Source organism: Micromonospora sp. NPDC005806 (assembly GCF_042871425.1).
In the GTDB taxonomy this organism is placed as follows: domain Bacteria; phylum Actinomycetota; class Actinomycetes; order Mycobacteriales; family Micromonosporaceae; genus Micromonospora.
Genome location: NZ_JBIAIL010000003.1, coordinates 243,749 through 268,017, shown reverse-complemented (window position 1 = coordinate 268,017; position 24,269 = coordinate 243,749). Strand labels below are relative to the sequence as shown.

27 protein-coding genes, 1 pseudogene and 1 riboswitch are annotated in these 24,269 nt (G+C 74.5%); of the genes and pseudogenes, 14 read left to right on the top strand and 14 right to left on the bottom strand.

Annotated features, from left to right (window positions below):
- Positions 1 to 35 precede the first annotated feature (35 nt).
- Positions 36 to 1,343, bottom strand: coding sequence for a phenylacetate--CoA ligase PaaK (gene paaK / locus ACFYOS_RS06080; protein ID WP_387136302.1), 1,308 nt, complete (start codon positions 1,341 to 1,343; stop codon positions 36 to 38).
- A 133-nt stretch (positions 1,344 to 1,476) separates the two neighbouring features.
- Positions 1,477 to 1,926 (bottom strand): MarR family winged helix-turn-helix transcriptional regulator, encoded by a 450-nt coding sequence (locus tag ACFYOS_RS06075; RefSeq protein ID WP_387136301.1) that lies wholly within the window; start codon positions 1,924 to 1,926, stop codon positions 1,477 to 1,479.
- Between the two features lie 137 nt (positions 1,927 to 2,063).
- On the opposite strand from ACFYOS_RS06075, the gene ACFYOS_RS06070 reads away from it, so the two are divergent.
- The 3 genes from ACFYOS_RS06070 to crcB all read left to right on the top strand — a co-directional run bounded on the left by ACFYOS_RS06070 (position 2,064) and on the right by crcB (position 4,293).
- Positions 2,064 to 3,287, top strand: coding sequence for an MFS transporter (locus tag ACFYOS_RS06070; protein ID WP_387136300.1), 1,224 nt, complete (start codon positions 2,064 to 2,066; stop codon positions 3,285 to 3,287).
- Between the two features lie 164 nt (positions 3,288 to 3,451).
- Positions 3,452 to 3,934, top strand: coding sequence for a CrcB family protein (locus tag ACFYOS_RS06065; protein WP_387136299.1), 483 nt, complete (start codon positions 3,452 to 3,454; stop codon positions 3,932 to 3,934).
- Entirely contained in the window at positions 3,931 to 4,293 is a 363-nt protein-coding gene (crcB, locus tag ACFYOS_RS06060) for a fluoride efflux transporter CrcB (protein WP_387136298.1), read from the top strand. Before ACFYOS_RS06065 ends, crcB begins: the two co-directional genes overlap by 4 nt.
- Positions 4,294 to 4,350: 57 nt before the next feature.
- Here the strand turns inward: crcB and ACFYOS_RS06055 are convergent, their stop codons facing one another.
- Entirely contained in the window at positions 4,351 to 7,431 is a 3,081-nt protein-coding gene (locus ACFYOS_RS06055; protein ID WP_387136297.1) for a BTAD domain-containing putative transcriptional regulator, read from the bottom strand.
- Between the two features lie 190 nt (positions 7,432 to 7,621).
- Here ACFYOS_RS06055 and ACFYOS_RS06050 point away from each other — a divergent pair, with 190 nt between their 5' ends.
- Genes ACFYOS_RS06050 through ACFYOS_RS06040 form a run of 3 tightly spaced genes read left to right on the top strand, consistent with a single transcriptional unit; the run spans position 7,622 to position 9,259 of the window.
- Complete coding sequence (locus ACFYOS_RS06050) at positions 7,622 to 8,329, top strand: hypothetical protein (RefSeq protein ID WP_387136296.1); 708 nt, start codon at positions 7,622 to 7,624, stop codon at positions 8,327 to 8,329.
- Positions 8,326 to 8,844, top strand: a complete 519-nt coding sequence (locus ACFYOS_RS06045) for a hypothetical protein (RefSeq protein WP_387136295.1) — start codon at positions 8,326 to 8,328, stop codon at positions 8,842 to 8,844. Before ACFYOS_RS06050 ends, ACFYOS_RS06045 begins: the two co-directional genes overlap by 4 nt.
- Positions 8,837 to 9,259 (top strand): hypothetical protein, encoded by a 423-nt coding sequence (locus ACFYOS_RS06040; RefSeq protein WP_387136294.1) that lies wholly within the window; start codon positions 8,837 to 8,839, stop codon positions 9,257 to 9,259. Before ACFYOS_RS06045 ends, ACFYOS_RS06040 begins: the two co-directional genes overlap by 8 nt.
- A gap of 233 nt (positions 9,260 to 9,492) precedes the next feature.
- Here the strand turns inward: ACFYOS_RS06040 and ACFYOS_RS06035 are convergent.
- Positions 9,493 to 9,915 (bottom strand): annotated as a pseudogene (locus tag ACFYOS_RS06035) (cobaltochelatase subunit CobN); the annotation flags it as partial.
- 230 nt (positions 9,916 to 10,145) lie between these two features.
- On the bottom strand, positions 10,146 to 10,322 hold the full coding sequence (locus tag ACFYOS_RS06030; RefSeq protein ID WP_387136293.1) for a hypothetical protein: 177 nt from the start codon (positions 10,320 to 10,322) through the stop codon (positions 10,146 to 10,148).
- Between the two features lie 44 nt (positions 10,323 to 10,366).
- A riboswitch (cobalamin riboswitch) is annotated at positions 10,367 to 10,496 on the bottom strand.
- A 296-nt stretch (positions 10,497 to 10,792) separates the two neighbouring features.
- On the opposite strand from ACFYOS_RS06030, the gene ACFYOS_RS06025 reads away from it, so the two are divergent.
- A complete protein-coding gene (locus tag ACFYOS_RS06025; RefSeq protein ID WP_387136292.1) occupies positions 10,793 to 11,506 on the top strand; it encodes an MBL fold metallo-hydrolase in 714 nt (237 codons plus the stop codon).
- Between the two features lie 78 nt (positions 11,507 to 11,584).
- Here the strand turns inward: ACFYOS_RS06025 and ACFYOS_RS06020 are convergent, their stop codons facing one another.
- The 3 genes from ACFYOS_RS06020 to ACFYOS_RS06010 all read right to left on the bottom strand — a co-directional run bounded on the left by ACFYOS_RS06020 (position 11,585) and on the right by ACFYOS_RS06010 (position 13,490).
- A complete protein-coding gene (locus tag ACFYOS_RS06020) occupies positions 11,585 to 12,115 on the bottom strand; it encodes a GNAT family N-acetyltransferase (protein WP_387136291.1) in 531 nt (176 codons plus the stop codon).
- A 75-nt stretch (positions 12,116 to 12,190) separates the two neighbouring features.
- Positions 12,191 to 12,640: a hypothetical protein gene (locus ACFYOS_RS06015; RefSeq protein WP_387136290.1), complete on the bottom strand. Its 450-nt coding sequence runs from the start codon at positions 12,638 to 12,640 to the stop codon at positions 12,191 to 12,193.
- Positions 12,641 to 12,803: 163 nt separating this feature from the next.
- Positions 12,804 to 13,490 carry a DUF2306 domain-containing protein gene (locus ACFYOS_RS06010; protein ID WP_387136289.1) on the bottom strand — a complete coding sequence of 229 codons (687 nt, stop codon included), beginning with the start codon at positions 13,488 to 13,490 and terminating at the stop codon, positions 12,804 to 12,806.
- Positions 13,491 to 13,645: 155 nt separating this feature from the next.
- On the opposite strand from ACFYOS_RS06010, the gene ACFYOS_RS06005 reads away from it, so the two are divergent.
- Positions 13,646 to 14,344 (top strand): TetR/AcrR family transcriptional regulator, encoded by a 699-nt coding sequence (locus ACFYOS_RS06005; RefSeq protein ID WP_387136288.1) that lies wholly within the window; start codon positions 13,646 to 13,648, stop codon positions 14,342 to 14,344.
- 21 nt (positions 14,345 to 14,365) lie between these two features.
- Here ACFYOS_RS06005 and ACFYOS_RS06000 read toward each other — a convergent pair whose 3' ends face one another.
- Entirely contained in the window at positions 14,366 to 15,298 is a 933-nt protein-coding gene (locus ACFYOS_RS06000) for a LysR substrate-binding domain-containing protein (protein ID WP_387136287.1), read from the bottom strand.
- A gap of 104 nt (positions 15,299 to 15,402) precedes the next feature.
- On the opposite strand from ACFYOS_RS06000, the gene ACFYOS_RS05995 reads away from it, so the two are divergent.
- Positions 15,403 to 16,026 (top strand): LysE family translocator, encoded by a 624-nt coding sequence (locus ACFYOS_RS05995; RefSeq protein WP_387136286.1) that lies wholly within the window; start codon positions 15,403 to 15,405, stop codon positions 16,024 to 16,026.
- A gap of 22 nt (positions 16,027 to 16,048) precedes the next feature.
- On the opposite strand, the gene ACFYOS_RS05990 is transcribed toward ACFYOS_RS05995, so the two are convergent.
- Positions 16,049 to 16,381, bottom strand: a complete 333-nt coding sequence (locus ACFYOS_RS05990; protein ID WP_387136285.1) for a hypothetical protein — start codon at positions 16,379 to 16,381, stop codon at positions 16,049 to 16,051.
- A 120-nt stretch (positions 16,382 to 16,501) separates the two neighbouring features.
- Positions 16,502 to 17,758, bottom strand: a complete 1,257-nt coding sequence (locus tag ACFYOS_RS05985; RefSeq protein ID WP_387136284.1) for an MFS transporter — start codon at positions 17,756 to 17,758, stop codon at positions 16,502 to 16,504.
- Between the two features lie 76 nt (positions 17,759 to 17,834).
- Between ACFYOS_RS05985 and ACFYOS_RS05980 the strand changes: the two genes are divergently transcribed.
- Both ACFYOS_RS05980 and ACFYOS_RS05975 read left to right on the top strand, forming a co-directional pair.
- The gene (locus ACFYOS_RS05980; RefSeq protein ID WP_387136283.1) at positions 17,835 to 18,824 is read left to right on the top strand and encodes a LacI family DNA-binding transcriptional regulator; all 990 of its coding nucleotides are present in this window, start codon (positions 17,835 to 17,837) and stop codon (positions 18,822 to 18,824) included.
- A 102-nt stretch (positions 18,825 to 18,926) separates the two neighbouring features.
- Entirely contained in the window at positions 18,927 to 19,646 is a 720-nt protein-coding gene (locus ACFYOS_RS05975) for an alpha/beta hydrolase (protein WP_387136282.1), read from the top strand.
- On the opposite strand, the gene ACFYOS_RS05970 is transcribed toward ACFYOS_RS05975, so the two are convergent.
- A complete protein-coding gene (locus tag ACFYOS_RS05970; protein ID WP_387136281.1) occupies positions 19,627 to 20,751 on the bottom strand; it encodes an aromatic acid exporter family protein in 1,125 nt (374 codons plus the stop codon). The genes ACFYOS_RS05975 and ACFYOS_RS05970 overlap by 20 nt on opposite strands.
- A gap of 153 nt (positions 20,752 to 20,904) precedes the next feature.
- Entirely contained in the window at positions 20,905 to 21,324 is a 420-nt protein-coding gene (locus ACFYOS_RS05965) for an NUDIX domain-containing protein (RefSeq protein WP_387136280.1), read from the bottom strand.
- 100 nt (positions 21,325 to 21,424) lie between these two features.
- On the opposite strand from ACFYOS_RS05965, the gene ACFYOS_RS05960 reads away from it, so the two are divergent.
- Positions 21,425 to 21,916, top strand: coding sequence for a nitroreductase/quinone reductase family protein (locus ACFYOS_RS05960; RefSeq protein ID WP_387136279.1), 492 nt, complete (start codon positions 21,425 to 21,427; stop codon positions 21,914 to 21,916).
- Here ACFYOS_RS05960 and ACFYOS_RS05955 read toward each other — a convergent pair.
- Positions 21,885 to 22,808, bottom strand: a complete 924-nt coding sequence (locus ACFYOS_RS05955; protein WP_387136278.1) for an aminoglycoside phosphotransferase family protein — start codon at positions 22,806 to 22,808, stop codon at positions 21,885 to 21,887. The genes ACFYOS_RS05960 and ACFYOS_RS05955 overlap by 32 nt on opposite strands.
- Before the next feature lie 235 nt (positions 22,809 to 23,043).
- Here ACFYOS_RS05955 and ACFYOS_RS05950 point away from each other — a divergent pair, with 235 nt between their 5' ends.
- Positions 23,044 to 23,814 (top strand): LppM family (lipo)protein, encoded by a 771-nt coding sequence (locus ACFYOS_RS05950; RefSeq protein WP_387136277.1) that lies wholly within the window; start codon positions 23,044 to 23,046, stop codon positions 23,812 to 23,814.
- Positions 23,815 to 23,920: 106 nt separating this feature from the next.
- A complete protein-coding gene (locus ACFYOS_RS05945; protein WP_387136276.1) occupies positions 23,921 to 24,265 on the top strand; it encodes a hypothetical protein in 345 nt (114 codons plus the stop codon).
- Positions 24,266 to 24,269 lie beyond the last annotated feature (4 nt).

The following is a 24,269-nucleotide window of genomic DNA, read 5'->3' as shown; positions in this document are numbered from 1 at the left end:
CGTGGGCCGCGGTGCGGCCGTCGCTCTCCCCCACCTCAGTTACCCCGCCGCTGGTCCACGATCCGGCGCATCTTGCCCATCGAGCGTTCCACCCCGTCCGGCTCGATGACCTGCACCGCCACGCTGACCCCGATCGTGTTCTTGACCTGCTGCACCAGGTCCGCGCCGGCCCGCTCCGCCTCCTCGGCGGCCACCCCGACCCGCCGTTCCACCTTCACGGTGAGGGTGTCCATCCGGCCCTGCCGGTCCAGCACGCACTGGAAGTGCGGGGACAGCGCCGGCGTGCGCAGGATCAGCTCCTCGATCTGGGTGGGGAAGACGTTCACCCCACGGACGATCATCATGTCGTCGGTCCGGCCGGTGATCTTCTCGATCCGCCGCATCGGCCGGGCGGTGCCGGGCAGCAGCCGGGTCAGGTCGCGGGTGCGGTAGCGGACCACCGGCATCGCCTCCTTGGTGAGCGAGGTGAGCACCAGCTCGCCCTGCTCGCCGTCGGGCAGCACGTCGCCGGTGACCGGGTCGATGATCTCCGGGTAGAAGTGGTCCTCCCACAGGTGCAGGCCGTCCTTGGTCTCCACGCACTCGACCGCGACGCCGGGGCCCATCACCTCGGACAGGCCGTAGATGTCCACCGCGTGCATGTCGAGGCGCCGCTCCATCTCCCGGCGCATGTCCTCGGTCCACGGCTCGGCGCCGAAGATGCCCACCTGCAGCGAGGTGGACCTCGGGTCGACGCCCTGGCGTTCCATCTCGTCCACGATCGCCAGCATGTAGCTGGGGGTGACCATGACGACGTCCGGCTCGAAGTCGCGGATCAGCATCACCTGCCGCTCGGTCATGCCGCCGGAGACGGGGATGACGGTGCAGCCCAGCTCCTCGGCGCCGTAGTGCGCGCCGAGCCCACCGGTGAAGAGCCCGTAGCCGTACGCCACGTGCACCCGGTCGCCGGGGCGGCCGCCGGAGGCGCGGATCGACCGGGCCATCAGCCGGGCCCAGGTGGTCACGTCGTCCCGGGTGTAGCCGACCACGGTGGGCCGGCCGGTGGTGCCGGAGGAGGCGTGCAGCCGGGCGACGCGCTCCCGGGGCACGGCGAACATGCCGAACGGGTAGTTCTCCCGCAGCTCGGCCTTGCCGGTGAACGGGAAGCGGGCCAGGTCGGCCAGCTCGCGAAGGTCGTCCGGGTGCGCCCCGACCGCCTCGAACGCCCGGCGGTAGTGCGGCACGTTGTCGTACGCGTGCCGCAGGGACCAGCGCAGCCGCTCCAGTTGCAGGGCCCGCAGCTCGTCGACGCCGACCCGCTCGACGGGTTCCAGCTCCTCGGGACGAGGGGTGCGGTCCTGCACGGTTGCCTCCTGCGCGACGGTCCCGACGCCGCCTCGCGCCGGGCGATGCCGCACACCGTACGCCCGTACCGGTCGTCGTGCCAGGTCGGGAGGGTGGGCAGCGGCCGGGGCCGAGGCCTGTCCGGCCGGGGGGTCAGCCGGCGACGGGAAGCCGGTGCAGGGCGTCGACGAGGGGGGCCAGCTCGGGGGTCCGTTCGGCTTCGGCGAGCGCCTCGGCGAGCACCCGGTCGTGGGTGGGCCGCGCCCGGGCGAGCAGGTCGGAGCCGGCCGGGGTCAGCTCGGTGTAGATGCCGCGCCGGTCGTCCTCGCAGAGGATCCGGGTGAGCAGGCCCCGGTCCTCGAGCCGGGTGACCAGGCGGGTGGTGGCGCTGCCGGAGAGCGCTGCGGCGCGGGCCAGCTGACGCATCCGCATGTGCCAGCCGTCCTGCCGGGACAGCGCGTCGAGCACCGTGTACTCGACGACGGAGAGGGCGTGCTCGGCCTGGAGGGCGCGCTCGAGGGCGGTCTCGATCAGGCCGTGCAGGGCGGCGAGGGTACGCCAGCCCTGTGCGCGGATCTCGACCGCGTCGTCGCCGATCCCCATGACGCCCCCTCGGTGTGACCTGGACGGCTCCCAGGCTAGCACGCTTGCGCGGATATCAGGCGCGTGCAACTATTTCGTTGTTCGCGCGGGTAGTTGCAAGCGCTCGCTATCTCTCACCGACTGGAAACGGGTACGCCATGTCTCAGCGCACCTCCGCCCTCCCCGGCGGCCTGGTCGCCCTCGCGATCGGGGCGTTCGGCATCGGGCTGACCGAGTTCGTGATCATGGGGCTGCTCCCCCAGGTCGCCGCGGACTTCGCGGTCACCGAGTCGGTCGCCGGCTGGCTGATCTCCGGGTACGCGCTCAGCGTCGCCGTCGGCGGGGTGGCCCTCACCGCCGCCGTCACCCGGCTGCCCCGCAAGCCCGTACTGCTCGGCCTGATGGTGCTCTTCATCGCCGGCAACCTGCTCTCCGCCCTCGCCGGCGACTACGCCACCATGCTGGCCGGCCGGATCGTCGCCGCGCTGTGCCACGGCGCCTTCTTCGGCATCGGCGCGGTGGTGGCGGCCGGCCTGGTCCCGCCGGCCCGCCGAGCGGGCGCCATCGCGATGATGTTCGCCGGCCTGACCATCGCCAACGTGCTCGGCGTGCCGTTCGGCACCTTCCTCGGCCAGCACCTCGGCTGGCGCGCCACCTTCTGGGCGATCACCGCCATCGGGCTGGTCGCGCTGGTCGGGCTGGCGCTGCTGGTGCCGGGGCGCGGGGCGGCCACCGCCGACGCACCCACCGGGGGGCTCCGCGGCGAGCTGCGCGCGTTCACCCGGCCACAGGTCTGGTTCTCCCTCGTGGTCACCATCCTCGGCTTCGGCGGCATGTTCGGTGCCTTCACCTACATCGCGTACACGCTGACCGAGGTGAGCGGCTTCGCCACCGCGACCGTGCCGTGGCTGCTGGTCCTCTTCGGCGTCGGGCTGTTCGTCGGCAACCTGGTCGGCGGCCGGGCCGCCGACGCGTCGCTCTCCCGGACCCTGGTGACCGTGCTCGCGGTGCTCAGCGTGGTGCTGGTCGGCTTCGCCCTGACCGCCGCCAGCCCGGGCCTGACGATCGCCTCGCTGGTGCTGATGGGCGGGTTCGGGTTCGCCACCGTGCCGCCGCTGCAGATGCGGATCATGAAGTACGCCCACCAGGCCCCGACGCTCGCCTCCGGCGCCAACATCGCCGCCTTCAACGTCGGCAACGCGCTCGGCGCCTGGATCGGCGGGCTGACCATCAGCGCGGGGCTCGGCTTCACCGCCCCGATCTGGGCCGGCGCCGGGCTCACCCTGCTCGGTCTCGCCGTGCTCCTGCTCGCCGAGCGGCGCGCCCGGCGCGCGCCGGCCGACGTCCCGCCCGCCCACGAACTGGTCGACACCGTCGCCTGACGGAACGCCGGCCCGGACCCGGACCGCGGCGGACGGGCCGGTCTCCCCGGGTTATCCTCGGCGCAGACCGGCGGTGGGGCCCGCCGTCCCGGGCACCACCGGGAGAACCGCGTCACGTCGCCAACGGTCCCTGCCAGTGATGCCCTGACTGGTGGGGAGGCCCGGTGACCACACCCGACGACTTCCGCGTCGACCCCGACGTCGACCTGCACGTACCCGCCGACCGGGGCGAGCTGGCCGCCCACCCGGCGGCGGTGCTCGGCGCCATCGCCGCCGGGGGCGTGCTCGGCGCGCTGGCCCGGGCCGGCCTCCAGTCCGTGTTCCCGCACCCGCCTACCGGCTTCCCGTGGGCCACCTTCGGCATCAACGTCGCCGGCTGCCTGCTGATCGGCGTGCTGATGGCGGTGATCACCGCCCGCCCGGCCGGCCCGCTGGTCCGACCGTTCCTCGGCGTCGGGGTGCTCGGCGGCTTCACCACCTTCTCCACGTACGCGGTCGACGTGCAGCGGGCGGTGGCCGCGGGAGCGCCGGGGACGGCGCTGGCGTACCTGGCGGCGACCGTGCTCGGGGCGCTCCTGGCGGTCTGGACCGGGGACGCGGTGGCCGGCCGGCTGCTGGCCCGGACCGGCGATGGGGAGGCCCGGTGACCGTCCTGCTGATCGTGATCGGGGCCGCGCTCGGCGCTCCGCTGCGCTACCTCACCGACCGGGCGGTGCAGGCCCGGCACGACTCACCGTTCCCGTGGGGGACGCTGACCGTCAACGTGGCCGGGTCACTGCTGCTCGGCGCGGTCGCCGAGATCCCGTCTTCCCCGGCGGTGAGCGCGCTGGTCGGCACCGGTTTCTGCGGTGCGCTGACCACCTGGTCCACACTCAGTTACGAGACGCTGCGGCTGAGCCGGGAGGGCGCCCGGTTCCACGCCCTGGCCAACGTGTCGGTCAGCCTGGTCGCCGGGCTGGGGGCGGCCGCCCTGGGATACGTGCTGGCCCGCGCGGTCACCGGCTGATCTGCGACAACTCCAGCTCGGCGCGTCTGGCGCCGCGCCGCGACCTGGAGCCGTCGGTCAGCCCGCCGGCGTCTCGGCGTACCCGGTCTCCTTGGCCAGCAGCGCGGCCCGCTCGTCGAGCCGGGCCGCCTCCGCCGTGTCCCCGGCCGCCTCGGCCACCCGGGCGAGCACCCGCGCGGCCCGCAGCTCGATCGGCCGGTAGCCGGCCCGTACCGCCAACTCGACGGCGGCCTGCCCGTGCTCCCGGGCGGCGTCGGGTGCCTCGGCGGCCAGCTCGGCGGCGGCGAGGCCGGCCAGCGAGGTCGCCTCGCACCAGCAGAACCGGGTCTCCCGGGCCAGTTCGAGGGCCCGCCGGTGCTCCGCGGCCGCCTCGGCCGGTCGGCCCAGCGCCAGCAGCACCCGGGCGAGCGCGTCCCGCGCCCACGCCTCGGTGCCGGTGTCGCCGATCTCCCGGGTGAGCGCGACCGCCCGCTCGGCGTCCGGCCGGGCCGGCTCCGCCCGGCCGGTCGCGCCCCAGAGCACCGCCCGGCCGGCGAGCGCGGTCGCCTCGCCGTACCGGTAGCCGAGGTCGTGGTGGGCGGCCAGGCCGCGCGCGTACAGCTCCTCGGCGACGGCGTGGTCGCCGAGGTCCCGGCGGACGCTGGCCAGGTCGACCAGGAGGACGGCCACGTTGTACCGCGCCCCGGCCCGCGCGCCCCGGTCGTGCGCCGCCCGGAAGTGCTCCTCCGCCTCGGCCAGCGCGCCCAGCTGCCAGTACGCGAAGCCGAGGTTGGCCAGCGACATCGCCTCCCCGCCGTCGCTGCCGAGCTGCCGGTTGAGCGCCAGCGAGCGGCGCGCGCAGTCGATCGCGGCCTGCGGGTCGCCGAGCCGCTGGTGCACCGCGCTGAGGTTGTTGAGCATCCCGGCACGCCCCTCCGGCCAGTCGTCGCCGATGTCGATCCGCAGCCCGTCGCGCAGGTGCCGGCGGGCCTCCTCGTACCGGCCGCTGGTCACGTGGACCAGGGCGATGCTCAGGTGCATGGCGACCTGGGCCGGCAGGTCGTCCTCGGCCCGGGCGGCGTCGAGCGCGACCGTCGCCGCCGCCAGCCACTCCGCGCGCCGCCCCCGCTGGTGGAACCAGGCTCGCAACGCGTCGGCGAGCTGCCAGGCGTAGCGGCGGGGACCCTGCCGGGCGGTCTGCTCCACCGCCACGGTGAGGTTCTGCCACTCGGCGTCCACCCAGGCCAGGGCCGCCTCCGGGGTGCCGAACGGGTCCGCCGGCACGGGGCGGGGCAGCCGGGCGAAGTGCGGGATGAGCCGGCGGCCCGCCGCGTCCGCGGTCGCCAGCCAGTGGTCGAGGAGGCGTTGCCATGCCTGCTCGCGCTGCCCGGTGTCCTCCTCCCCGGTGAGCCGGTCCAGCGCGTACCGGCCCAGCAGGTCGTGGAAGCGGTACCGGCCGCCGGGGTGCCGTTCCACCAGGTGCGCCGCCGCGAGGGCCCGGAGCAGCCGCTCGGCGATGACCGGCGGCGTCTCGGCGAGGGCGGCCGCCGCCCCGGCGGCAAAGCTCGACCCGGGCACCAGTCCGAGGCGGCGGAACATCCGTTGCTGCTCCGCCGACAGCGCCCGGTACGACAGCGCGAACGCCTTGGTCACCGCCGACTCGTCGGAGCCGTCCACGGTGAGCCCGGCCAGCGGGTCGCCCTCGGCGAGTTCCCGGGCCAACCCGGCGATCTCCGGCTCCCCCGCCGCCTGGAGGTTCGCCGCGGCGATCCGCAACGCCAGCGGAAGGTGCCCGCAGAGCCGGGCCAGCCGGGCCGCCGCGGCCGCCTCGGCCCGGACGGTCCCGTCGCCCAGCAGCGTGGCCAGCAGGCGGGCCGAGTCGGCCGGGGTGAGCACGTCCAGCGGGAGCGGCCGGGCGCCGGCCCGGGCCACCAGCTCGCCGAGGCGGTGCCGGCTGGTGACCAGCACGGTGCCCGCGGCCGGGATCAGCGGCAGCACCTGGCCGGCGTCGCGGGCGTTGTCCAGCACCAGCAGCACGTCCCGCCCGGCCAGCCGGGAGCGGAACAGCGCCGCCCGGGCGTCCAGCCCGTCGGGCACGGCCCGCGGGTCGACGCCAAGCCCGCCGAGCAGCTGGGCGAGCGCGGCGGCCGGCAGGACCGGCTCCCGTTCGGCGTCGAAGCCCCGCAGGTCGACGAAGAGCTGGCCGTCGGGGAAGGCGTCGCGGACCCGGTGCGCCCAGCGCACCGCAAGCGCGGTCTTGCCCACCCCGGCGGTACCGCTGACCACCCAGATCCGGATGCCGCCGGACGGTTCGTCCAGGGTGGCGTCCAGCCGGGCCAGGTCGGCGGCGCGGCCGGTGAAGCCGGGCACGTCGTGCGGCAGTTGGGCGGGACGGACCCGGTCCCGGGTGCCGTCGGGCGGATCCAGCGTCGGGTCGGCCCGGAGGATGAGCTGTTCCAGGCGACGCAGCTCGGGCGCAGGGTCGAGACCCAGCTCGTCGGCGAGCCGGAGGCGGACCCGCCGGTAGGTGGCCAGCGCCTGGTCGGCCCGGCCCTCCCGGTGCAGGGCGAGCATCAGCTGCCCGGCCATCCGCTGCCGGTCCGGGTGCCGGGCGACCTGGTCGGTCAGCTCGCCGACCACCTGCCGGGCGCGGCCCAGGCGCAGCAGCGCCGCCGCCCGGTCCTCCACCGCGGTCCACCGGGCCTCGTGCAGCCCGGCGCAGAGCCGGTGCCGGACGTCCTCCTCGGCCACGTCGGCGAGCGGCTCCCCCCGCCACAGCCCGAGCGCCCGGTCGAGGAGGCCGACCGCGGCCTCGTCGTCGGCGTTCCGGGCCAGCGCGGTCAGCGCGGTGAACCGGTGCGCGTCCACCGTGTCCGGGTCGGCCCGGACGAGGTAGCCGCCACCCCGGCTGACAAGCTCGACCGACGCGTCGAGCCGGCGGAAGGTGGCCCGCAGCCGGGAGACCAGCGCCTGGAGGGTGCCCCGGGCGCTGCGTGGCGGCGACTGCCCCCAGACCAGGTCGACCAGCCGGTCCACGGGCACCACCCGGCCGGGCTCCAGCAGCAGCGCGGCGAGGACCAGGCGGGGTTGCCGCCCGCCCACGTCCACGCGGGCGCCGTGGGACCACACCTCCACCGCGCCCAGGACCCGGAACTCCATCGACACACCTCCCCGGTGCCGCAGTATGCCGGTCCCCTGTGGACCGACTGCAAGCCGGCTGCAAGGTGGCTGCATTGGTGGGAGTGGATTCTCGTGCCGTCCCGCCGGGCGATCGCCCGAGAGCGTCCGGCGGGGCACGGGCGCGGCCGCCCCGTGCCGCGCCGGTGACCACGGATTGGGGGTACGGCGAGTGAACAGAATCAGGCGGCCCGGCCTGCGCCGGCTGGGCCTGGCGGCGGCGGGCGCGGTGGCGCTGGCCGGACTGGTGGCCACGGTCGCCGTCCGGCACGCCGACACCGGCGTCCGCCTCGACGCGCGCCCGGAGTCGCTGGCGTTCGGCAAGGAGGTCTACCACTTCGACACCGTCGCGCAGATGACCGCGACGTCGCACCTGGTCGTCTACGGCTCGGTGTCCGCGGTCGAGCCCGGCCGGATCGCCAGCGTCGACGAGGACCCGGCGGCGGTCGGCGGGGACATCCGGCTGCGCAACGTGACGATCACGGTGTGGGACGTCCTGCACAACCCGAAGAACATGCTGGTCCCGCCAACGATCACCCTCGAGGAGGAGGGCTGGGACGAGGAGGGGCGCGGCTACCTCTCCAACAACGTGGCGTGGAGCGAGGTCGGCGACAGCGGCTACTTCTTCCTCCGTCGTGACCTCGACGTCAGCGACCCGCACACCTTCCTGCTGGCCAGCTCCGACGGCCGGGCACTGGAGGCGAACGGCGTGCTGGAGCCGAGCAACCCGCAGAACGAGCTGGCCGGATCCATCAGCGGGATGACGGCCGGCCTGTTCAACCAGACGGTCACCGAGGCCAGCGCGGCGGTGGCCGCCGGCACGCTGACCGCCTCGGCCCCGACGGCGAACCAGCCGGTCATCGAGGAGAGTGGGACATGAAGCGTACGGCGATGATCCTGGGCACCACGCTGGCCGCCGTGCTGGCCTTCGCGCCACCGGCCCTGGCCAGCCACGGCGGAAACTCCGGCCACAAGCCGGACAACACCAGCCAGGACGTGGAGTCCAACTACCTGACCACCAACGGCAAGGCGGCGGTGGCGCACGGCCGCGCGCAGCTCGACCGCACCGACATCACCACCTCGGTCGGCGGATCGGACATCCACGTCTACGACAAGTCGTACACCGCGAGCTGGTACGGGCAGGAGACCTGCACGGACACCAACTGGTGGAACGGCCGGTGCGACCACTTCGACGTCAAGTTCAACACCCGAACGATGAGCGGCTACGGCGTGTCGTACTGGAAGAGCCTCGGCTGCCACGAGTTCGGGCACACGGGCGCGCTGAAGCACCGATACCACAGCACCGACGGCAACGACAACTCGTGCATGCGCGACGACATCTGGCCGCTGTACTACGACACCCACGACATCGACGCGATCAACGACAATGTCTGACCGACGACTACTCGTCGGCGGGGTCGTCGCCGGGCTGGTCGCCGTCGCCCTCGGCGGCTGGTGGCTATCCCGGCCCGACCTGCCGTCGGACTGGTCAGGGCGGGACCGATTCTGCGCCGAGGCGGAAGCCTTCAGGCTGACCAACCAGGCCCGGGTGACCGGCGACGAGCGAGTGGCGGCGCTGCAGGCCATGATCCGCTCGGCACCGGAGGACCTGACCCCGGACCTGGAACGGCTGGTCGCTTCGATGGCCGACCCGCACGCGCACGAGCCGGGCACGGCCGAGCACACGCACGAGCCGGCGGCGGTCGCGCACACGCAGGACTCGCCCGCGGAGGTCGAGGCGAGCGGACGGCGGGCGGGTGAGTTCATCGAACGCACCTGCGGGATCAACCTGCCGAACGTCCGCACCTGACCGGCGGGCGACGACGGGTGGACGGCGAGCGAGCGTCCACCCGCCTGGGGGCGGCCGGCCCGAACTCCGGAACCGGGCCGGCCGATCCCCCGATCAGCGGCGCAGGTCGACGACCCCGCCGACCACGAACACCGCCGCGGGACCGTGCGTCTTGCGGACTCGCCGTCGGACGGACACCGAGAAGCGCCAGCACCTCCGCGATGTCGTCACCCTGAGTGCGCGTGGCGCTGGTCGATCTCGTCCGTGGTCCGCGCCAGCCGGGGCACCACCTCGCGGGCGGCGAACCGCAGCACCTCGGCGGCGTCCGGCACAGCCGCACCGACCACCTCCTCGACCACCGCGTCCACCTTGGACGGATCCCAGCCGAGGGTCTCCATACCGAGGACCAACCGGCGGGCCAGGGTCTCGATCAGGTCGATGGCGTCGGCGGCGGTGGCGGCCGGGCCGTCGACGGCCTCGGTCAGCGCCGCCGGCACGGCGACCCGCTTCCCGGGCGCGGCGAGCAGGGCCGCCTCGTCGAGGCCGGCGTGAGCGGCGAGGGCCCGGCGCAGCCCGGGCAGGGCGCGGACCCCGCCCCACACCTGCGGGGCGCGGAGCACGGCGAGGACCAGGTTGACCCGGGCCTCCCCGGTGGGCGCCTCGGCGAGCACGTGCAGAAGCCGGTGGTCCGCGCCGCTGGCGCGGGCGGCGAGCAGGTCGGTGTCGGCGGTGGAGAACAGCAGGATGCGCACGGACAGCTCCGGATCGTGACGCCCGGCGGCGCGGCGGGGCCGGCGGCGGGCAGCGGGTGGGCGTGGTTCAGCGGGTACGCGGGCCGGGCGGGCGGCTCACCGACGGCACGTCGGCAGGCAGGCGCGGCCGGGTGCGGACCCCGGCGGAGCGGCCGTCAGCGGCGGACGGAGTGGCCGTACCCGAGGTCGGCCGGGCCGACGACGCCGGTGGCACCGGTCGTGGACGCGGCGACACGGCCGGGTCGACACCTGGTGGGGTGAGCGGTCAACGGCGCGTCGGTGCGCGCCGGCCGGTTGCGACGGTCGTCGGCGACGGCGGAAAGGCCGTGCATCGGTCCTCCTCGGGTGTCCACGCCCTGGGGCTCTCCGACGGCCGAAGTATCCTGGCTCCCGGATCGACGCTCACCCCCGGTCTTCCAGCCGCGCACGCACGGCCGTGACTCACGAGGGGGGATCGCTCCCCGGTGACAGTGGCGGGACCGCGCCGGATTCACACCGACTTCCTTCACTGCCGTCTGGCCGCGAATGCCGCCACAGCCTCCCGGCGCGGGTCAACGCGCCCCCACCCCCGGCCCGTCTCCCCGCCCGGGGCCGCGCCGGCGATCGACCGTCCTGACTGGAAGGGAATCGAGCGAATGTACCGACGCCGATGGCAGCGCAAACTGCGTCATCGCTCGACAAGGATTCCCTGCGCCGTTGGGGAATTGCGGCCGGGCTGACGGGGACGGCCGAGACGGGCCAGGCTCGATAGGATCCGGGCGGAATGTGGACCGGTTCCCGCCGAGCGAGAGGAATTGCCGCCATGGACGCTCTCGCGCCCACGCAACTGGCCGGCCGGGTCTGGTTGTTCCCCGGCGACCCGGACCCGTACGCGGTGCGGCCGACCGTGGCGGTCGTCGCCGACGAGCGCGGAAGTGTGATCGTCGACGCGGGACAGAGCCCGGCGCACGCCCGCGAGATCCAGGCCGGGCTGGCCGCGGCCGGGCTCCCCGAGCCGCGCTGGCTGGTCTACACCCACCACCACTGGGACCACGTCTGGGGCGCCTGCGCCTGGCCGGGCGTCGAGATCGTCGGGCACGAGGCCGGGGTGGCGCCGCTGCGCGCCGAGGCGGCCCGGCCGTGGAGCCACCGCCACCTCCGCGAGCAGGTACGCGACAACCCCCTGCTCGGGCACAGCTACCGCGCCCGAGCCCTCGCCGTGGACTCCTGGGACGGCTTCGCGGTGCTCCCGCCGACCCGGACCTTCACCGACGAGCTGACCCTGCCCACCGGTGTGGTGGTCCGGCACGTGGGCGGCCGGCACGCGCCGGACTCGGCGGTGGTGCTGGTGCCGGACTCGGGAGTGCTGCTGCTCGGTGACTGCTGGTATCCGCCCCCGGCCCACCTGCGCACCCCGGAGGACGGGCCCGACCTGGCGATGGCGCGCGGCCTGCTCAGCGACGACGTCGAGTGGTACGTCTCGGCCCACGACGAGCCGGTGCGGCTGGCCGAGGCGCGGGCAGCGCTGGCCGGCTGACCACCCGGTGGGCCGTCGAACACCGGGCACCGTGATCGTAAGGCGCGGCTTCAGCGCGCTGTGCTGGGGCGATGACGTTCAGCCGGTTGCCGAGGACGGCTTCACCACCTGGTACATGGCGTGGTCCTGCCATCGGCCGGCGATGTTGAGGTACTCCGGCGCCATGCCGTACTGCACGAACCCGTTGCGTTCCAGCACCCGCTGCGATCCGGTGTTGTGCAGCAGGATCTCTGCCTGCACCCGGTGCAACCCCAACTCCTCGAAGGCCACCTGCACGATCTCGCGCACTGCCCTGGTCGCGAACCCTCGGCCGTTGTGGCTGGCGCTCACCCAGTACCCCATGGCGCATGACTGGAACGGGCCGTGCACGATGCCGCTGAGCGTGATGCGGCCGATCACTCGATCGGAGTCGTCGAGGATGACGTGGGGCAGCTTCGATCCCTGCTCGTGCTGCTGGAGATCGGCTTGGATGACGGCGTGCTGGCCGTCTGCCGTGCGGTAGTCGTCGTTGCGGATGGGGCACCATGGCGCGAGAAACTCACGGTTGACGCGGAGCAGCTCGGCCAGGGCAGGCGCGTCCGCCGCGGTGACGAGTCGGGTGATGTTCACCCGCCCATCGTGCCAGGCAGGCAAGTCCCCTTCCGCGCCCTGGTCGCCGTCGTGGACGTTGTCCGACCCGGCGAGCTATTCGGCCCCGAGCCGCCCGGGGATGACCAGGGCGTACGTGAGGCCGAGGACCAGGCCGTAGGCGAGGTGGCCGGCCAGGCTCTGCCAGGCCGCGCTGTCGAGGACGAACAGGCCCAAGCCCAGCCGTAGCGGCATGAGCGTGAGCCCGCCGAGGAGCCACCAGACCGCCCCGTAGAGCACACCGAGCACCGTCGATGCGACGAGGACCTCGGCCAAGGCGCCGAAGATGAGCGCGTACGTGGTGCCGACGAACGCGGAGATCGCCAGGTGCACACCCCAGCCAACGAGGACCGACTCGCCATCGACGAGCCTGGCAACCATCGGCAACATGTCCGTCGCCTGCATCATGACACCGAAGACCACGCCCCCGGCGAGCCCGCCGATCACGCCCGCGCCGACGCGGCAGACCAGGCCCGATGCGGCCACCGTTGGGCTGTCGGTTGTCATGGGCAGTCCCTCCCTTCGGGCAAATCTTGTGGTCGTGCGGGCGGTAGGATACCGCTTGCCGGCCAATGCCGCCTGCCGGCTGGGGTCCGTCCATGATGGATCCGCGGATGGCCAGCGCCAGTACCCGGGTGGAGCTGTCCGACCGCGCGTCGCCGTGTCGACCTCACCGGCTGGCAAGTACGCCGGCGCGAGCGCCGGTAAGGTCTCTGACGGCCCGGGCTGACTTGATCTGCCCCCGGCGAAGCGCCCACTCGGCCACGGCCAGGTTGATCACCCAGCCGGCGACCATCAGCAGCACCCGGCCGAGCCCCCTCGGCTGACCGGCCAGCAGCATCCAGGGCAGGTGGGTCAGGACCTGGGTACCCGCGCCCAGACCGATCGCGTAGCCACGGGCCATCCACACCCGGTGCCGAGCGAGGTCCCGACGCCGGATGGCGGCGACGCCGAGGACGATGCAGGCGACCATGGCCGAGCCGAAGACGAGCCGGATCGGGGTCAGGAGCACGTCGTCGATGGGCGGACGGGGATAGAGCGCCGCCATCCACACGCCCGACAGGGCCGCGGCGAGCCCGCAGGGGATCAGCAGCCGCCCGGCGATCCGGTGCCAGCCGGGCCTGCGGCGGCGGAAGCCGCGGGCGAACTGGAAGGCGCCCAGCAGGCAGTACAGGCTCGCACCGACGATGTGCACGACCACGGGTACCGGTGAGGCGAAGAACCGCGCGTTCTCCGGTGTCACCGTCGCACCCCCGGTGAGCTCGGTGAGGCGGGCGGCGCCGGCGATGACCGGAACGGCGCTGAGCACGATCAGCCCGACTGGTACCAGCCACTCTCGTTTACTGGAGGAGGTCACGGGGGTCCCTTCCTGGTTCCGGTCATCGGTGGTCGGCCACGTCGGCGCGACCCAGAGGTGTACGGCGTACACATCTCCCGCCAGGCTAAGGTGTACGCCGTACACCGTCAAGGGCGGGTACCCTTCGGCAACCGTTGGCATGGAAGGCGGTCGAGATGGTCCAGCAGCCGGATGGTGGGCGCCGGAGCCCCCTCAACCGAGACCGCGTACTGCGCGCCGCCGTCGCGCTCGCCGACGCCGCCGGAATCGACTCGCTGAGCATGCGCAACCTCGCCCAGGAGCTGGGCGTCGTGCCGATGGCGCTCTACAAGCACGTGGCCAACAAGGAAGAGCTCCTCGAGGGCATGGTCGACGTCATCGTCGGCGAGATCGACCCACCGGACCTCGACACCGGCTGGAAGACCGGCATCCGCCAGCGCATCCTCTCGGCCCGACGGGCGCTGCTGCGCCACCCCTGGGCGTCGCGCGTGATCGAGTCCCGCTCGCAGCCCACCCTGCTCGTTCTGGACTACCTGGACTCGATCGCCGGCACGTTCCGGGCCGGCGGCTTGTCCGTTGACCTCACTCACCACGTGATGCACGTTCTCGGCAGCCGCGTGTGGGGGTTCACCCAGGAGCTGTTTCCCGCCTCACCGCTGCCCGCCGAGCCGGAGGCGCACGCGGCCATGTTCCGGGAGCTCGCCGGTCGGTATCCGCACATCGCGGAGATAGCCACGTCCGGCGCCCACGACGAAGGGTCGGTCGTGGGCCGCGGCTGTGACGACCAGTTCGAGTTCGAGTTCGCGCTCGACCTGCTGCTCGACGGGTTCGAGAGACTCCATCAGCAGGGGTGGCAGTCCGGCAACCGGTCCTGACGCCCGGGCGAAACACCCTGCCTAGCGCGCCGCCCAGGTGGCGGTGACGTCATTGGCGACGTCGTGCAGGAGCTGGAGGAACGCCCCGACCAGCGGGGTGAGGCTGCTGTCGGCGAGGGTGGCGGCGGAGAGCCGGCGGTGCAGCCCGTGCGGGGTCAGTTCGCGGTGGGTGGTGCCGGGGGTGTTGGTGAGGGCGAGTCGGGAGACCAGGGCGACGCCGATGCCGGTGCCGACGAGAGCCTGGGCGACGTCGTAGGACGCGGTCTGGAAACGCACCCTCGGGCTGAAGCCGGCGGCGGCCGCGGCGCGGTCGAACTGGGCCCGGGCGGCATGCCCGGCCAGGATGGTGACCCAGGCTTCGTCGCGGAGCTGGTCGAGCTGGAGGGCGACGTCCGGCGGGTGCGCGGCGGCGAGCGGGTGGTCGTCGGGCAGGACGACGACCATCGGGTCGGTCAGCAGCGGGTGCACCCGGACGTGTTCCGGCGGGGCGGGTGGCTCGTCCCAGGAGGCGATGACGGCCAGGTCGAGGTCGCCGGCGGCCACGGCGGGCATGCCGAGGTCGGAGGTGATGTCGACCACCGACAGGTCGGCGTCGGGATGGCGGTGGCGCAGGGCGGTCAGCGCCGGGGGCAGCAGGTGCAGGGCGGCCGCCTGGAACGCGCCGATGCGCAGCCGGAGGGACAGCTCGCCGAGCAGCGCCGCCAGGCCGTCGGCGGCCTCCCGGGTGTGCTGGTCGATCACCTGCCCGTGCGCGGCGAGCAGCGCGCCCGCCGCCGTCAGCGTGGCGCCTCGAGGCCCGCGACGCACCAGCGCCGCACCGCAGTCGCGTTCGGCCCGGGCGACCTGCTGCGTCACCGCGGCGGGGGTGATACCCAACGCCGTCGCGGCGGCCGACAGCGATCGGTGGCGTTCGACCAGGGCCAACAGCCGCAACTGCGCCGGCTCCAGGAGCATTAAGCCAGCTTACAGCTGCAGCGCAGATCTTTTACTTCTCTGAATCGGCAACGGTGGGCAGCCTTACGGTGGAGCACCTGACTGCGACCTGGAGGTGGCCGGACATGCCCACTCACCTGCCCGTTTTCGTCGCCACGACGTGGCTGCTGGCGATGCTGCCCGGGGCCGGGCAGGCGCTCATGCTGCGGCAGACCCTCGACGGCGGTCGGCGTCGGGCCTGGGCCAGCATCGCCGGCACGTGCAGCGGGCTGCTGATCTGGACCACGGCCGCGGCGGCCGGCCTGTCCGCGGTCCTGCTGGCCAACCCCCACGCCTACGCGGCGGTACGCGTCGCCGGCGGCGCGCTGCTGACCGTTCTCGGGGTGACCACGCTGCTGTCGCTGCGTCGACCCGCGACTATCGCCCCCGGCCGGACGGTCGCCGCGCGGGCCGGCCGCTGGCGGGCGTACGCCGCGGGCCTGGCGACCAACCTCGGCAATCCGAAGGCCGGTGTGTTCGCCGTCTCCCTGCTGCCGCAGTTCCTCACCACCGACGGGCCGGTGTTCCTCTCCAGCCTCGCCCTCGGGGCGCTCTGGGCGGCCGTCACCGGCTGCTGGTACCTGCTGTTCACCTGGGCGGTGGACCGCGGGCGCGCGCTGGTGTCCACGCCGGCCGTGCACCGACGCCTCCAGCTCGTCACCGGCTGCGCCCTGCTCTGCATCGGCGCCGGCGTGGCCGCCGGGGTCTGACCGCCCCGGGCGTCGCGACGGGTCAGCGGGCGCGGCGCTCCGGGTGCGCGCGGTTCCAGGCCCGCATCCGCTCCGGGTAGCCGGAGCGGGCCGCCTCGTAGAGCGGCACCGCGTGCCGCTGGGCGATCTTCGCGGCGGTCCGGGGCGAGCCGGTGCGGCGACGGATCCACTCGCCGTCGTGGGCGATGGCGACCACCGTGGTGTCGGTGGCCGTGGTCTCCGGCTCCAGGTAGAACTCCACCCCGCGCCGGCTGGTCACGAAGGCCTCCAGCGCGGCCAGGTCGTCCCGATTCGCCTCACGGTCGAGCTTGGTCGGGGTGGTCGGGTCGGTGGCCCGGCGGCTGAACCAGCCCATCTCCGCCTCCTCTCCTCGGCGTCCTCCCAGTGCAGCACCCGTACCTGTCAACCGGCTGCGAGGCCGGTGGGAGTCCGCTGACGGCGCGTGAGCGGTGCCGTGGCCGGGCCCGGCCGCGGGTCAGCGGGACGGCGGGCGCAGCACCGACACCAGGGCGAAGGTGGGCAGCAGGAGCAGCGGTACGAGCCCGAGGGCGGGCAGGATGCCCAGGTGGTCGCCGAGGAAGCCGAGCAGCGGCGGGCCGCCGAGGAAGGCGCTGTAGCCGACCATCGCGACCACGCTGACCCGGGTCGGCGCCCGGTCCTCGTCGTCGGCGGCGGCGCTCATCCCGACCGGGAAGCCGAGCGACGCTCCGATCCCCCACAGCGCCACGCCGACCACGGCGAGGGGCCCGGAGCCGGCCAGCACGGCTAGGGTGGCGCCGGTGGCGGCCAGCCCGATGGTGCCGAACAGCACCGGCACCCGGCCCCACCGGTCGATGGCGACGGTGCCGGCGGTCCGGCCGAGGGTCATGCCGACCACGAAGACTCCGAAGACGGTGGCACCGATCGCCTCGCTGACCCCGTACCCGTCGACGAACGCCACCGCCAGCCAGTCGTTGGCGCTGCCCTCAGTGAACGCCATCACCAGCACGAACAGGCCGATCAGCAGGGTGCGCGGCTCCCGCCAGGTGGCCAGCAGCGCGCGCCGGCGGGCCGCCGGATCGGCCGGGCCGGCCGCCTCGGCCGGTGCGGGCAGGAAGGCGCGGGCGCCGAGCAGCGTGCCGGCCAGGACCGCCGCCGCGACCACGGGCAGGTGCCAGCCGACCGGTACGCCCAACCGGGCCGCCCCGGCGCCGATCCCGGCCCCGGCCACCGAGCCGAGGCTCCAGGCGGCGTGGAACCGGGGCATGATCGTCCGGCCGAGCCGCTTCTCCACCGCCGCGCCCTCGACGTTCATCGCCACGTCGCAGGTGCCGGAGCCGTAGCCGACGGCGAAGAGCCCGACCACGACGCCGACCAGCGAACCGGCCAGGCTGGCGGAGAGGCCGGCGACCGTCAGGCCGAGCGCGACCAGCACGGTCGACGCGGTTACGGTGCGGGACGGGCCGAGCCGCAGGGTGACCAGCCCGGCGGTGGACATCGCCACCAGCGCGCCGGCCGACATGGCCAGCAGCAGCAGGCCGAGCCGCCCGGCGCTGAGCCCGAGCGCCTCGCGGATCGCGGGCACCCGCGAGAACCAGGTGGCCACCGCGAGCCCGTTGAGGGCGAACACGACCGCCACCCCGTTGCGGGCCGCCAGGACCGGCCGCGGCACGGCCCGCCGGTCGACGGCCGGCGCGTCGATGGTGCTGTTCACTGTGTTGTGGTCCTCTCCCCCGGTGCTGCCGACCACCATCGCACACCTGAGAGCGCTCTCATCGCAAGCGCTCCCACCCCTTACCCCGTCCGCCCCGAGCAGGCATGATGCCGACATGGGTACGCCGACGACACGACCCACCACCCTCGACGACGTCGCGCAGGCGGCCGGGGTCTCCCGGGCCACCGCCTCCTGGGTGCTCGGCGGCTACGGGTTCGCCTCGCCGGACGCCCGCGATCGGGTCACCGCCGCCGCCGACCGCCTCGGCTACGTGCCGAACACCACCGCCCGCGCCCTGGTCCGGGGTGCCGGGGTACGCCTCGTGGTCGCCGTCGCCGGCCGGGACGAGACCGTCCTCGACGACCCGTACGTGGACCGGGTGGTCAGCGCGGCGGCCCGGGTCTGCTCCCCGCACGGCGTCGGGGTGACCCTGCAGTGGCTGTCCCGGACCGCTTCGGCCGGCCTGCGCCGGCTCGGCGACGACCGGAGCGTGTGCGGGATGGTGCTGGTCAACACCACGCAGCCGGTGCTCGACGCGCTGCCCGCCGGGATGCGCGGCCGGGTCGCCTCGATCGGCATCGGCTCGCCCGCCGTGCCCTCGTTCGACGTGGACAACGCCGGGGGCTCCGACGCGGTGCTGCGCCACCTGTACGCCGGGGGTCGGCGGCGGATCGTCATGGTCACCGGTCCCCGCTGGCTCACCTGTGCCGAGCGGTCGGTGACCGCGTACCGGTCGTTGATGCGGGCAGCGGGCCTGCCGGAGCGCCTGGTGATCGGGGACTTCACCGCCGACCGGGGCGGCCGGGCCGCGCTGGAGGCCCTCGACCGCTGGCCGGAGACCGACGCCATCTACGCCGCGAGCGACGCCACCGCGCTGGGCGCGATCGCCGCGCTGCGCGGGCGCGGCATCGGGGTGCCGCGGGACGTGGCGGTCGCCGGTTTCGACGACATCCCGTACGCGGCGGTGAGCAGCCCGGCGCTGACCACCGCCACCCACCCGGTGGCCCGGATCGCCGCCGCGGCGGTCACGGCGGTGCTGGAGGGCCGGCCGGTGCCCCCCGTGACCGCGTTCCCGTCGGCGCTGGTCGCTCGGGAGAGCGCCTGACCCGCGCGGTTGGACCGGCGGGAGCCGGGTAAGCCCCGGCGACCCGACCGGCGGCAGCGGGGTGAGCGCCGGCGATCCGACCGACGAGGGGGCGAGGACGAGGTGACCGAGCCCGCGCCGCCGCACCGGCAGCCCGAGGAGGGGCACCGGCACGGCCGGCTGAGCGCCCGCGCGACCGTGGTTGCCCAGCCCGCTCCGCCCGGGACCACCCCGCTGGCCGACCCGAGCGGCGGTCGGCCGGGCCTGCGGCACGTCCCGCCGGGCGCCGGGCCGTACCGGCTGGTGGTGCTGCTGCACGGCGCGGGCGGCTCGGCCCGGCAGGGCCTGGACCTGCTGCTGCCGCTCGCCGACGCGCACCGGCTGCTGCTGGTCGCCCCACAGGCCGCCGCGAGCACCTGGGACCTGATCGCCGAGGGGTACGGCCCGGACGTCGCCCGGATCGACACGCTCCTGGCGGACGCCCTCGGCACGTATCCGGTGGCCGGGGTGACGTTCGGCGGCTTCTCCGACGGCGCGTCGTACGCCCTCTCCCTGGGGTTGACCAACGGCGACCTGGTCGACGCGGTGCTGGCCTTCTCCCCCGGCTTCGCCGCGCCGCTGGTGACCCACGGCCGGCCGCGGGTCTTCGTCTCGCACGGCACCGACGACCGGGTGCTGCCGGTGGACGTGTGCAGCCGGCGGCTGGTCCCGCGCCTCCACACCCTCGGCTACCCGGCCGAGTACGCCGAGTTCACCGGCGGGCACGAGGTGCCGGAGGAGATCCGGCGGCGGGCCGTGGACTGGCTGGTGGCTGAGCCCGGGGTCAGTGCGCCGGCCCGGTGACCGCCGCGTCGACCCGGCTGAGCACCGTCGCGTCGTCGTCCCCGCCGACCCCGCGCAGCAGGTCGATGGCGGTCGCCCGGATCTGGCCGATGATCATGGCGAGAGGCAGCGTCTGGCCCGCGGTGAAGAGCCGTCCCGCCGCCCGGACCGCCTCCAGCGCGGCGACGTCCGCCCGCTCGGCGTGGGTGTCGGCAACGGCGTCCTGCCCGTTGAGGTCGGCGGCGAGCGCGTCGCCGGCCGAGCGCACCGCCTCGGCGAGGGTCCGTACGGCGGCACCCAGGTCGGGCGGCACCGGCGCGGGGCCCCGGGTGAGGGTGACCGCGGCGCGGGCCAGCACGCGCACGTTGCGGACCGCGTAGTCGATCTGCCGGATCGAGGCCTCGACCGAGCGCAGCCGCCCGAGGTGCTCGCGGCGGCGCAGGTTGAGCCGGAGCGCCTCGCCGGCCGCCTGTACGGCCCCGCGCAGCCGTTCCACCCCGGCGTCGGCGTGGCGGGCCCGCTCCAGCGCGGCCAGCGCCGCCTCGTCGTCGCCGGCGTCCAAGGCGGCGGCGACCTCGTCGAGCACGCCGGCGAGTTCCTGGAAGGTGTGCCGGAACTCGGTGATCAGCGGGGCGAGCGGACGGCGGACGTCGACGAGTTGGCTTGCCACGACCGCCACCCCGCCGCCGATCAGCGCGTCGACGAACCGGAACGGGATCAGCGTCTCCGTCGGGGGCGCGACGACCACCAGGTAGAGGGCGGAGACGGCGGCCTGTACGACGGTGACCGAGCTGGCGCCGATCGCCACCGCGAGGGAGACGGTGAGCAGGATGACGGTGAGGACCGTCCAGGTGGTACGCGGGCCGAGCGCCTGCACCACCAGGTCGGCCACGAGCACGCCGGCAGCCACGCCGAGCACCACCTCGACCGCCCGGCGCATCCGTTGGCCGCGAGCCTGGCCGAGCACGATCAGCGCCGCGGCCGGGGCGAAGAACGGCTCCGGGTGGCCGACCAGCCGGGTGGCGAGGATCCAGGCGACGGTGGCCGCGAGGGTCGCCTCCGCCACCGGCAGCCAGCCGCGCCGCAGCCGACCGGCGGCCGCTCGGACCCTGCCCCACCACGCCATCGTCGCCTCCCGTCGTTTCGCCCACCATCCTGCGACGCGGCGGCCCGGTCGGCAGCGGTGGAGGCCACCCCGAGCCGGTGGCGACGGTCACCCGGCGGCCAGCGGCATGGCCCGGTACGCCGACCGGCAGCCGCCGTCGGCCCGACCGCTGACTCAGCCCGCGGCCAGCTCGGCGTATTCCGGCGAGGCGAGGAAGTCGGCGAGCACCGCCGCGGTGCCCGGGGTGTACGGTCGCCCGTCCAGCACCTCATCCGGGGTGGTGAAGACGATCGCGGCACCCTCGCCGAGCACCACGTCCTCCTGCCGCGCGGCGGTCGCGCCGCAGAAGTAGTGCTTCACCCGGTCGACCTCGGGGAGCTCCTGGACGGTGAAGAGCTGCAGCGGCGCGTCGGGCCGCAGCCCGGTCTCCTCCCGCAGCTCCCGGACCGCCGTCTCGTCGACGGTCTCCCCCGGCTCCCAGTGCCCGCCCGGCAGGCCCCACACGTTCGGGTGGTACGGCGCGTGCGCGTCGCGGAGCTGGAGCAGCAGCCGGCCGGAGCGGTCGACCAGGATGACGGTGGCGACAGGATGCATCGGCCCAACCTAGTACAGGCGGCGCGGGCCTTAGGACCCTTCCCGGCACCGCCCCGGGCGGTCCTCAATGTAGGTGTACGCCCCGTCCGAGGAGGTTCCGATGTCCGCTGGCCTCTGGTACCGGCACCTGAGGTGGATGTACCGCACCGGCCACCCGAACGCGGTCGCCAGGTTCCTGAACCGGCTCTCCGCCCGGCAGTACGCGGCCGGGCTCGCCCCCGGGCACTGGGTGATCCTCGAGGTGCGGGGGCGCCGCAGCGGCCGGACGATCTCCGTGCCCCTGGTCGTCGCCGACCACGACGGCGGCCGCTACCTGGTGTCGATGCTCGGCGCCCGGGCCGAATGGGTGGCCAACGTCCGCGCTGCGGGCGGCCGGGCGGTGCTGCGGCACGGTCGGCGGGAGCCGGTCCGGCTGGTCGAGGTGGACGTGGCGGAGCGGCCCCCGGTCCTGCGCCGGCACCTCGCGCTCGCCCCCGGGGCACGGGCGCACGTCCCGGTGGACCGGCACGCCCCGCCGGCCGAGTTCGTCCGGGTCGCGGCCGACATCCCGGTCTTCCGGATCACCCCGGACCGGTCGCCCGCCAGTCGGTGAGGACCGCGTCGAGCGCGTGGCGGGCCTCCGCCGCGCGGACCGGGTCGGGGTTGTCGAGGGTGATCAGCGCCTTCCAGAGCACCCAGCCCCGCCCCCGCGCCCAGGTGGCGTCGTCGGTGCCGAGCGCGGCGCGGAAGACCTCCCGGCTCGCCCCGGACAGCAGCGTCCAGGCGATGGCCAGGTCGCACGCCGGGTCGCCCGTCCCGCAGCAGCCGAAGTCGATGACCGCCGCGAGCCGTCCCGCCCGCACCAGCAGGTTCCCCCAGGCGACGTCGCCGTGGAACCACACCGGCGGGCCGGTCCAGGTGGACCGCAGGGCCGCCGCCCAGATCGCCATGACCTCGCCGCCGGGGATCCGGTCGCCGAGCTGCGCGACCGCCCGGCGGGTCTCCCCGTCGTAGGTGGCCAGCGGAGCGCCCCGGAAGGCGCTGTGCGCGCCGGCCGGCGGCCCACCCGCCGGCTCGGTGCGGTGCAGGGTGAGGAGGAAGTCGGCGAGCGCCCGGGCGAACGCGACCTGATCGCCGATTCGCTCGGCCGTGGCGGTCTCCCCCGCGATCCAGCGCCGGACCGACCACGGGAACGGGTAGCCCTCGCCCGGCTCTCCCCTGGCCACCGCGGTCGGCACCGCCAGCGGGAGCCGCGGTGCGAGGACCGGTAGCCAGCGATCCTCCTTCTCGACCTGCGGCACGTATCCCGCCGCGCTGGGCAGCCGCACGGTCAGCTCGTCGCCCAGGTGGAAGGTGCGGTTGTCCCAGCCGCCCACCGCGACCGGCCGGACCGGGAGGTCGGCCCAGCGCGGGAACTGCGTGGCCACCAGCCGGCGGACCAGCGCCACGTCGATCGGCGGGACGCGGTCCCGGGCCGTCATCGGCGTATCGTCCTGTCGCGTCATCCCGGCCAGCATCACCGGCGACGCCCACCGCCACAACCGCATTCCGCCCCCGGCCGCGACGCGGTCCGTCCGACGTGGATCACCCGTGGAACCGGAAATTGGTCAACCTTCCAGAATATCGATCGCGTGACTTTCCGGGGTCGTCCGAATGGGAGATACGACCGGTAAGATCGGCGACTTGCTTGTGACTGATCGCTGACTGCTCAGTGTGATAGCGATCACACACACTGTGCGCATGAATACGAGACTCCGCCGCAGTCGGGCTATTCGCCTCGCGGTAGGTCTCGCCCTCGTGGCGGCGCTGAGCGGCTGCATGCAGCTCAATCTCGGGCTGACCGTGAACCCCGACGACACGGTCACCGGCCAGCTCCTGGTGACCGCCGAGAAGTCCCTGCTCAAGGATCGCAACCCGGACGTCCAGACGGCCTTCGCCGACATGCGGCGGCAGCTCCCCACCCTCCCCGCCGGCGACGAGAGCCGCTACGAGGACGCCAAGTTCTACGGCGTGCAGGTCGCGTACCGGAAAAAGCCGTTGTCGCAATTCACCAGCGACAGCGTGAAACTGGTCCGCCTCGGCGACCGCTACCGCTTCTCGTTTCCGCTGAACCCGGACAGTTACGCCGGGAAAGTGCCCGAGCAGAATCCGGACACCCGGCGGGCGTTCGTCACGTTGATGTCGTTCGAGATATCGGTGACCTTCCCGGGCCGGGTGATCAGCTCCAACGGCACGGTCAACGGCCGGTCGGTGAGCTGGAAGGTGGCCAGCAACCAGGACAAGCCGACCGAGCTGGTCGCCGAGGCGGAGGCGCCGGCGTCCGCCACCGCCACCGCCGACCCCGCCTCCGGCGACGGCTTCCCCTGGCTCCTGGTGGTGGGCGGCGTGGTCGTCCTGCTGCTGGTCGCTGTGGTCGTCGTCCTCCTGCTCCGCCGCCCGCGTGGCCCGGCCACCGCCGCCCCGACCGCCACCACCCCCGCGCCGGCACCCCGGGCCGACCATCCGGCCTGACCCGGCGCGGCGCCGCCCCTCGGGCGGGCGGGCCCGCCCGGTCCCGGCCGCCGCACCTCACCCACCACCCCGAAGGCACCACCGCACCATCCGAAGGGAGATCGCCGTGAACGATCTCTTCACCTGGGCCGCCCTGGGCAGCCTCACCGGCGCCAGCGCCGCCACCCTGCTGGCCAGCAACGTCATCGGCGGACTGCTCGGCCCCAGCGGCGACAAGGCCCGCAAGTGGATCGCGCTGGGCTTCGCCCTGGCGCTGTCGTACCTGACGGCGGCGTTCGCCGACGACGCCGGCCCGGAAAAGTGGATCATCGCGTTCTTCAACGGGCTGGTCATCTTCTCCGCCGCCCTCGGCATCAACCAGCTGCCGCCCGGCAACCGGCAGGCGACGAGCGCCTCGCCGACCCAGCTCGCGCAGGGACGCGAGCCCCGCTACCTCCGCTCGTGGGTCTGAGAGA

Excerpts from the sequence above, each read along its gene's own strand:
- ACFYOS_RS06015 (WP_387136290.1), bottom strand. The coding sequence starts at position 12,640 with ATGACAACCGACAGCCCAACGGTGGCCGCATCGGGCCTGGTCTGCCGC.
- ACFYOS_RS05960 (WP_387136279.1), top strand. The coding sequence starts at position 21,425 with ATGTCCGCTGGCCTCTGGTACCGGCACCTGAGGTGGATGTACCGCACC.
- ACFYOS_RS06040 (WP_387136294.1), top strand. The coding sequence starts at position 8,837 with ATGTCTGACCGACGACTACTCGTCGGCGGGGTCGTCGCCGGGCTGGTC.
- ACFYOS_RS06000 (WP_387136287.1), bottom strand. The coding sequence starts at position 15,298 with ATGCTCCTGGAGCCGGCGCAGTTGCGGCTGTTGGCCCTGGTCGAACGC.
- ACFYOS_RS05995 (WP_387136286.1), top strand. The coding sequence starts at position 15,403 with ATGCCCACTCACCTGCCCGTTTTCGTCGCCACGACGTGGCTGCTGGCG.
- ACFYOS_RS06045 (WP_387136295.1), top strand. The coding sequence starts at position 8,326 with ATGAAGCGTACGGCGATGATCCTGGGCACCACGCTGGCCGCCGTGCTG.
- ACFYOS_RS06070 (WP_387136300.1), top strand. The coding sequence starts at position 2,064 with ATGTCTCAGCGCACCTCCGCCCTCCCCGGCGGCCTGGTCGCCCTCGCG.
- ACFYOS_RS06075 (WP_387136301.1), bottom strand. The coding sequence starts at position 1,926 with ATGGGGATCGGCGACGACGCGGTCGAGATCCGCGCACAGGGCTGGCGT.
- ACFYOS_RS05955 (WP_387136278.1), bottom strand. The coding sequence starts at position 22,808 with ATGACGCGACAGGACGATACGCCGATGACGGCCCGGGACCGCGTCCCG.
- ACFYOS_RS05990 (WP_387136285.1), bottom strand. The coding sequence starts at position 16,381 with ATGGGCTGGTTCAGCCGCCGGGCCACCGACCCGACCACCCCGACCAAG.
- ACFYOS_RS05965 (WP_387136280.1), bottom strand. The coding sequence starts at position 21,324 with ATGCATCCTGTCGCCACCGTCATCCTGGTCGACCGCTCCGGCCGGCTG.
- ACFYOS_RS06005 (WP_387136288.1), top strand. The coding sequence starts at position 13,646 with ATGGTCCAGCAGCCGGATGGTGGGCGCCGGAGCCCCCTCAACCGAGAC.
- ACFYOS_RS05985 (WP_387136284.1), bottom strand. The coding sequence starts at position 17,758 with ATGGTGGTCGGCAGCACCGGGGGAGAGGACCACAACACAGTGAACAGC.
- ACFYOS_RS05980 (WP_387136283.1), top strand. The coding sequence starts at position 17,835 with ATGGGTACGCCGACGACACGACCCACCACCCTCGACGACGTCGCGCAG.
- ACFYOS_RS06030 (WP_387136293.1), bottom strand. The coding sequence starts at position 10,322 with ATGCACGGCCTTTCCGCCGTCGCCGACGACCGTCGCAACCGGCCGGCG.
- ACFYOS_RS05950 (WP_387136277.1), top strand. The coding sequence starts at position 23,044 with ATGAATACGAGACTCCGCCGCAGTCGGGCTATTCGCCTCGCGGTAGGT.
- ACFYOS_RS06025 (WP_387136292.1), top strand. The coding sequence starts at position 10,793 with ATGGACGCTCTCGCGCCCACGCAACTGGCCGGCCGGGTCTGGTTGTTC.
- ACFYOS_RS05970 (WP_387136281.1), bottom strand. The coding sequence starts at position 20,751 with ATGGCGTGGTGGGGCAGGGTCCGAGCGGCCGCCGGTCGGCTGCGGCGC.
- ACFYOS_RS06055 (WP_387136297.1), bottom strand. The coding sequence starts at position 7,431 with ATGGAGTTCCGGGTCCTGGGCGCGGTGGAGGTGTGGTCCCACGGCGCC.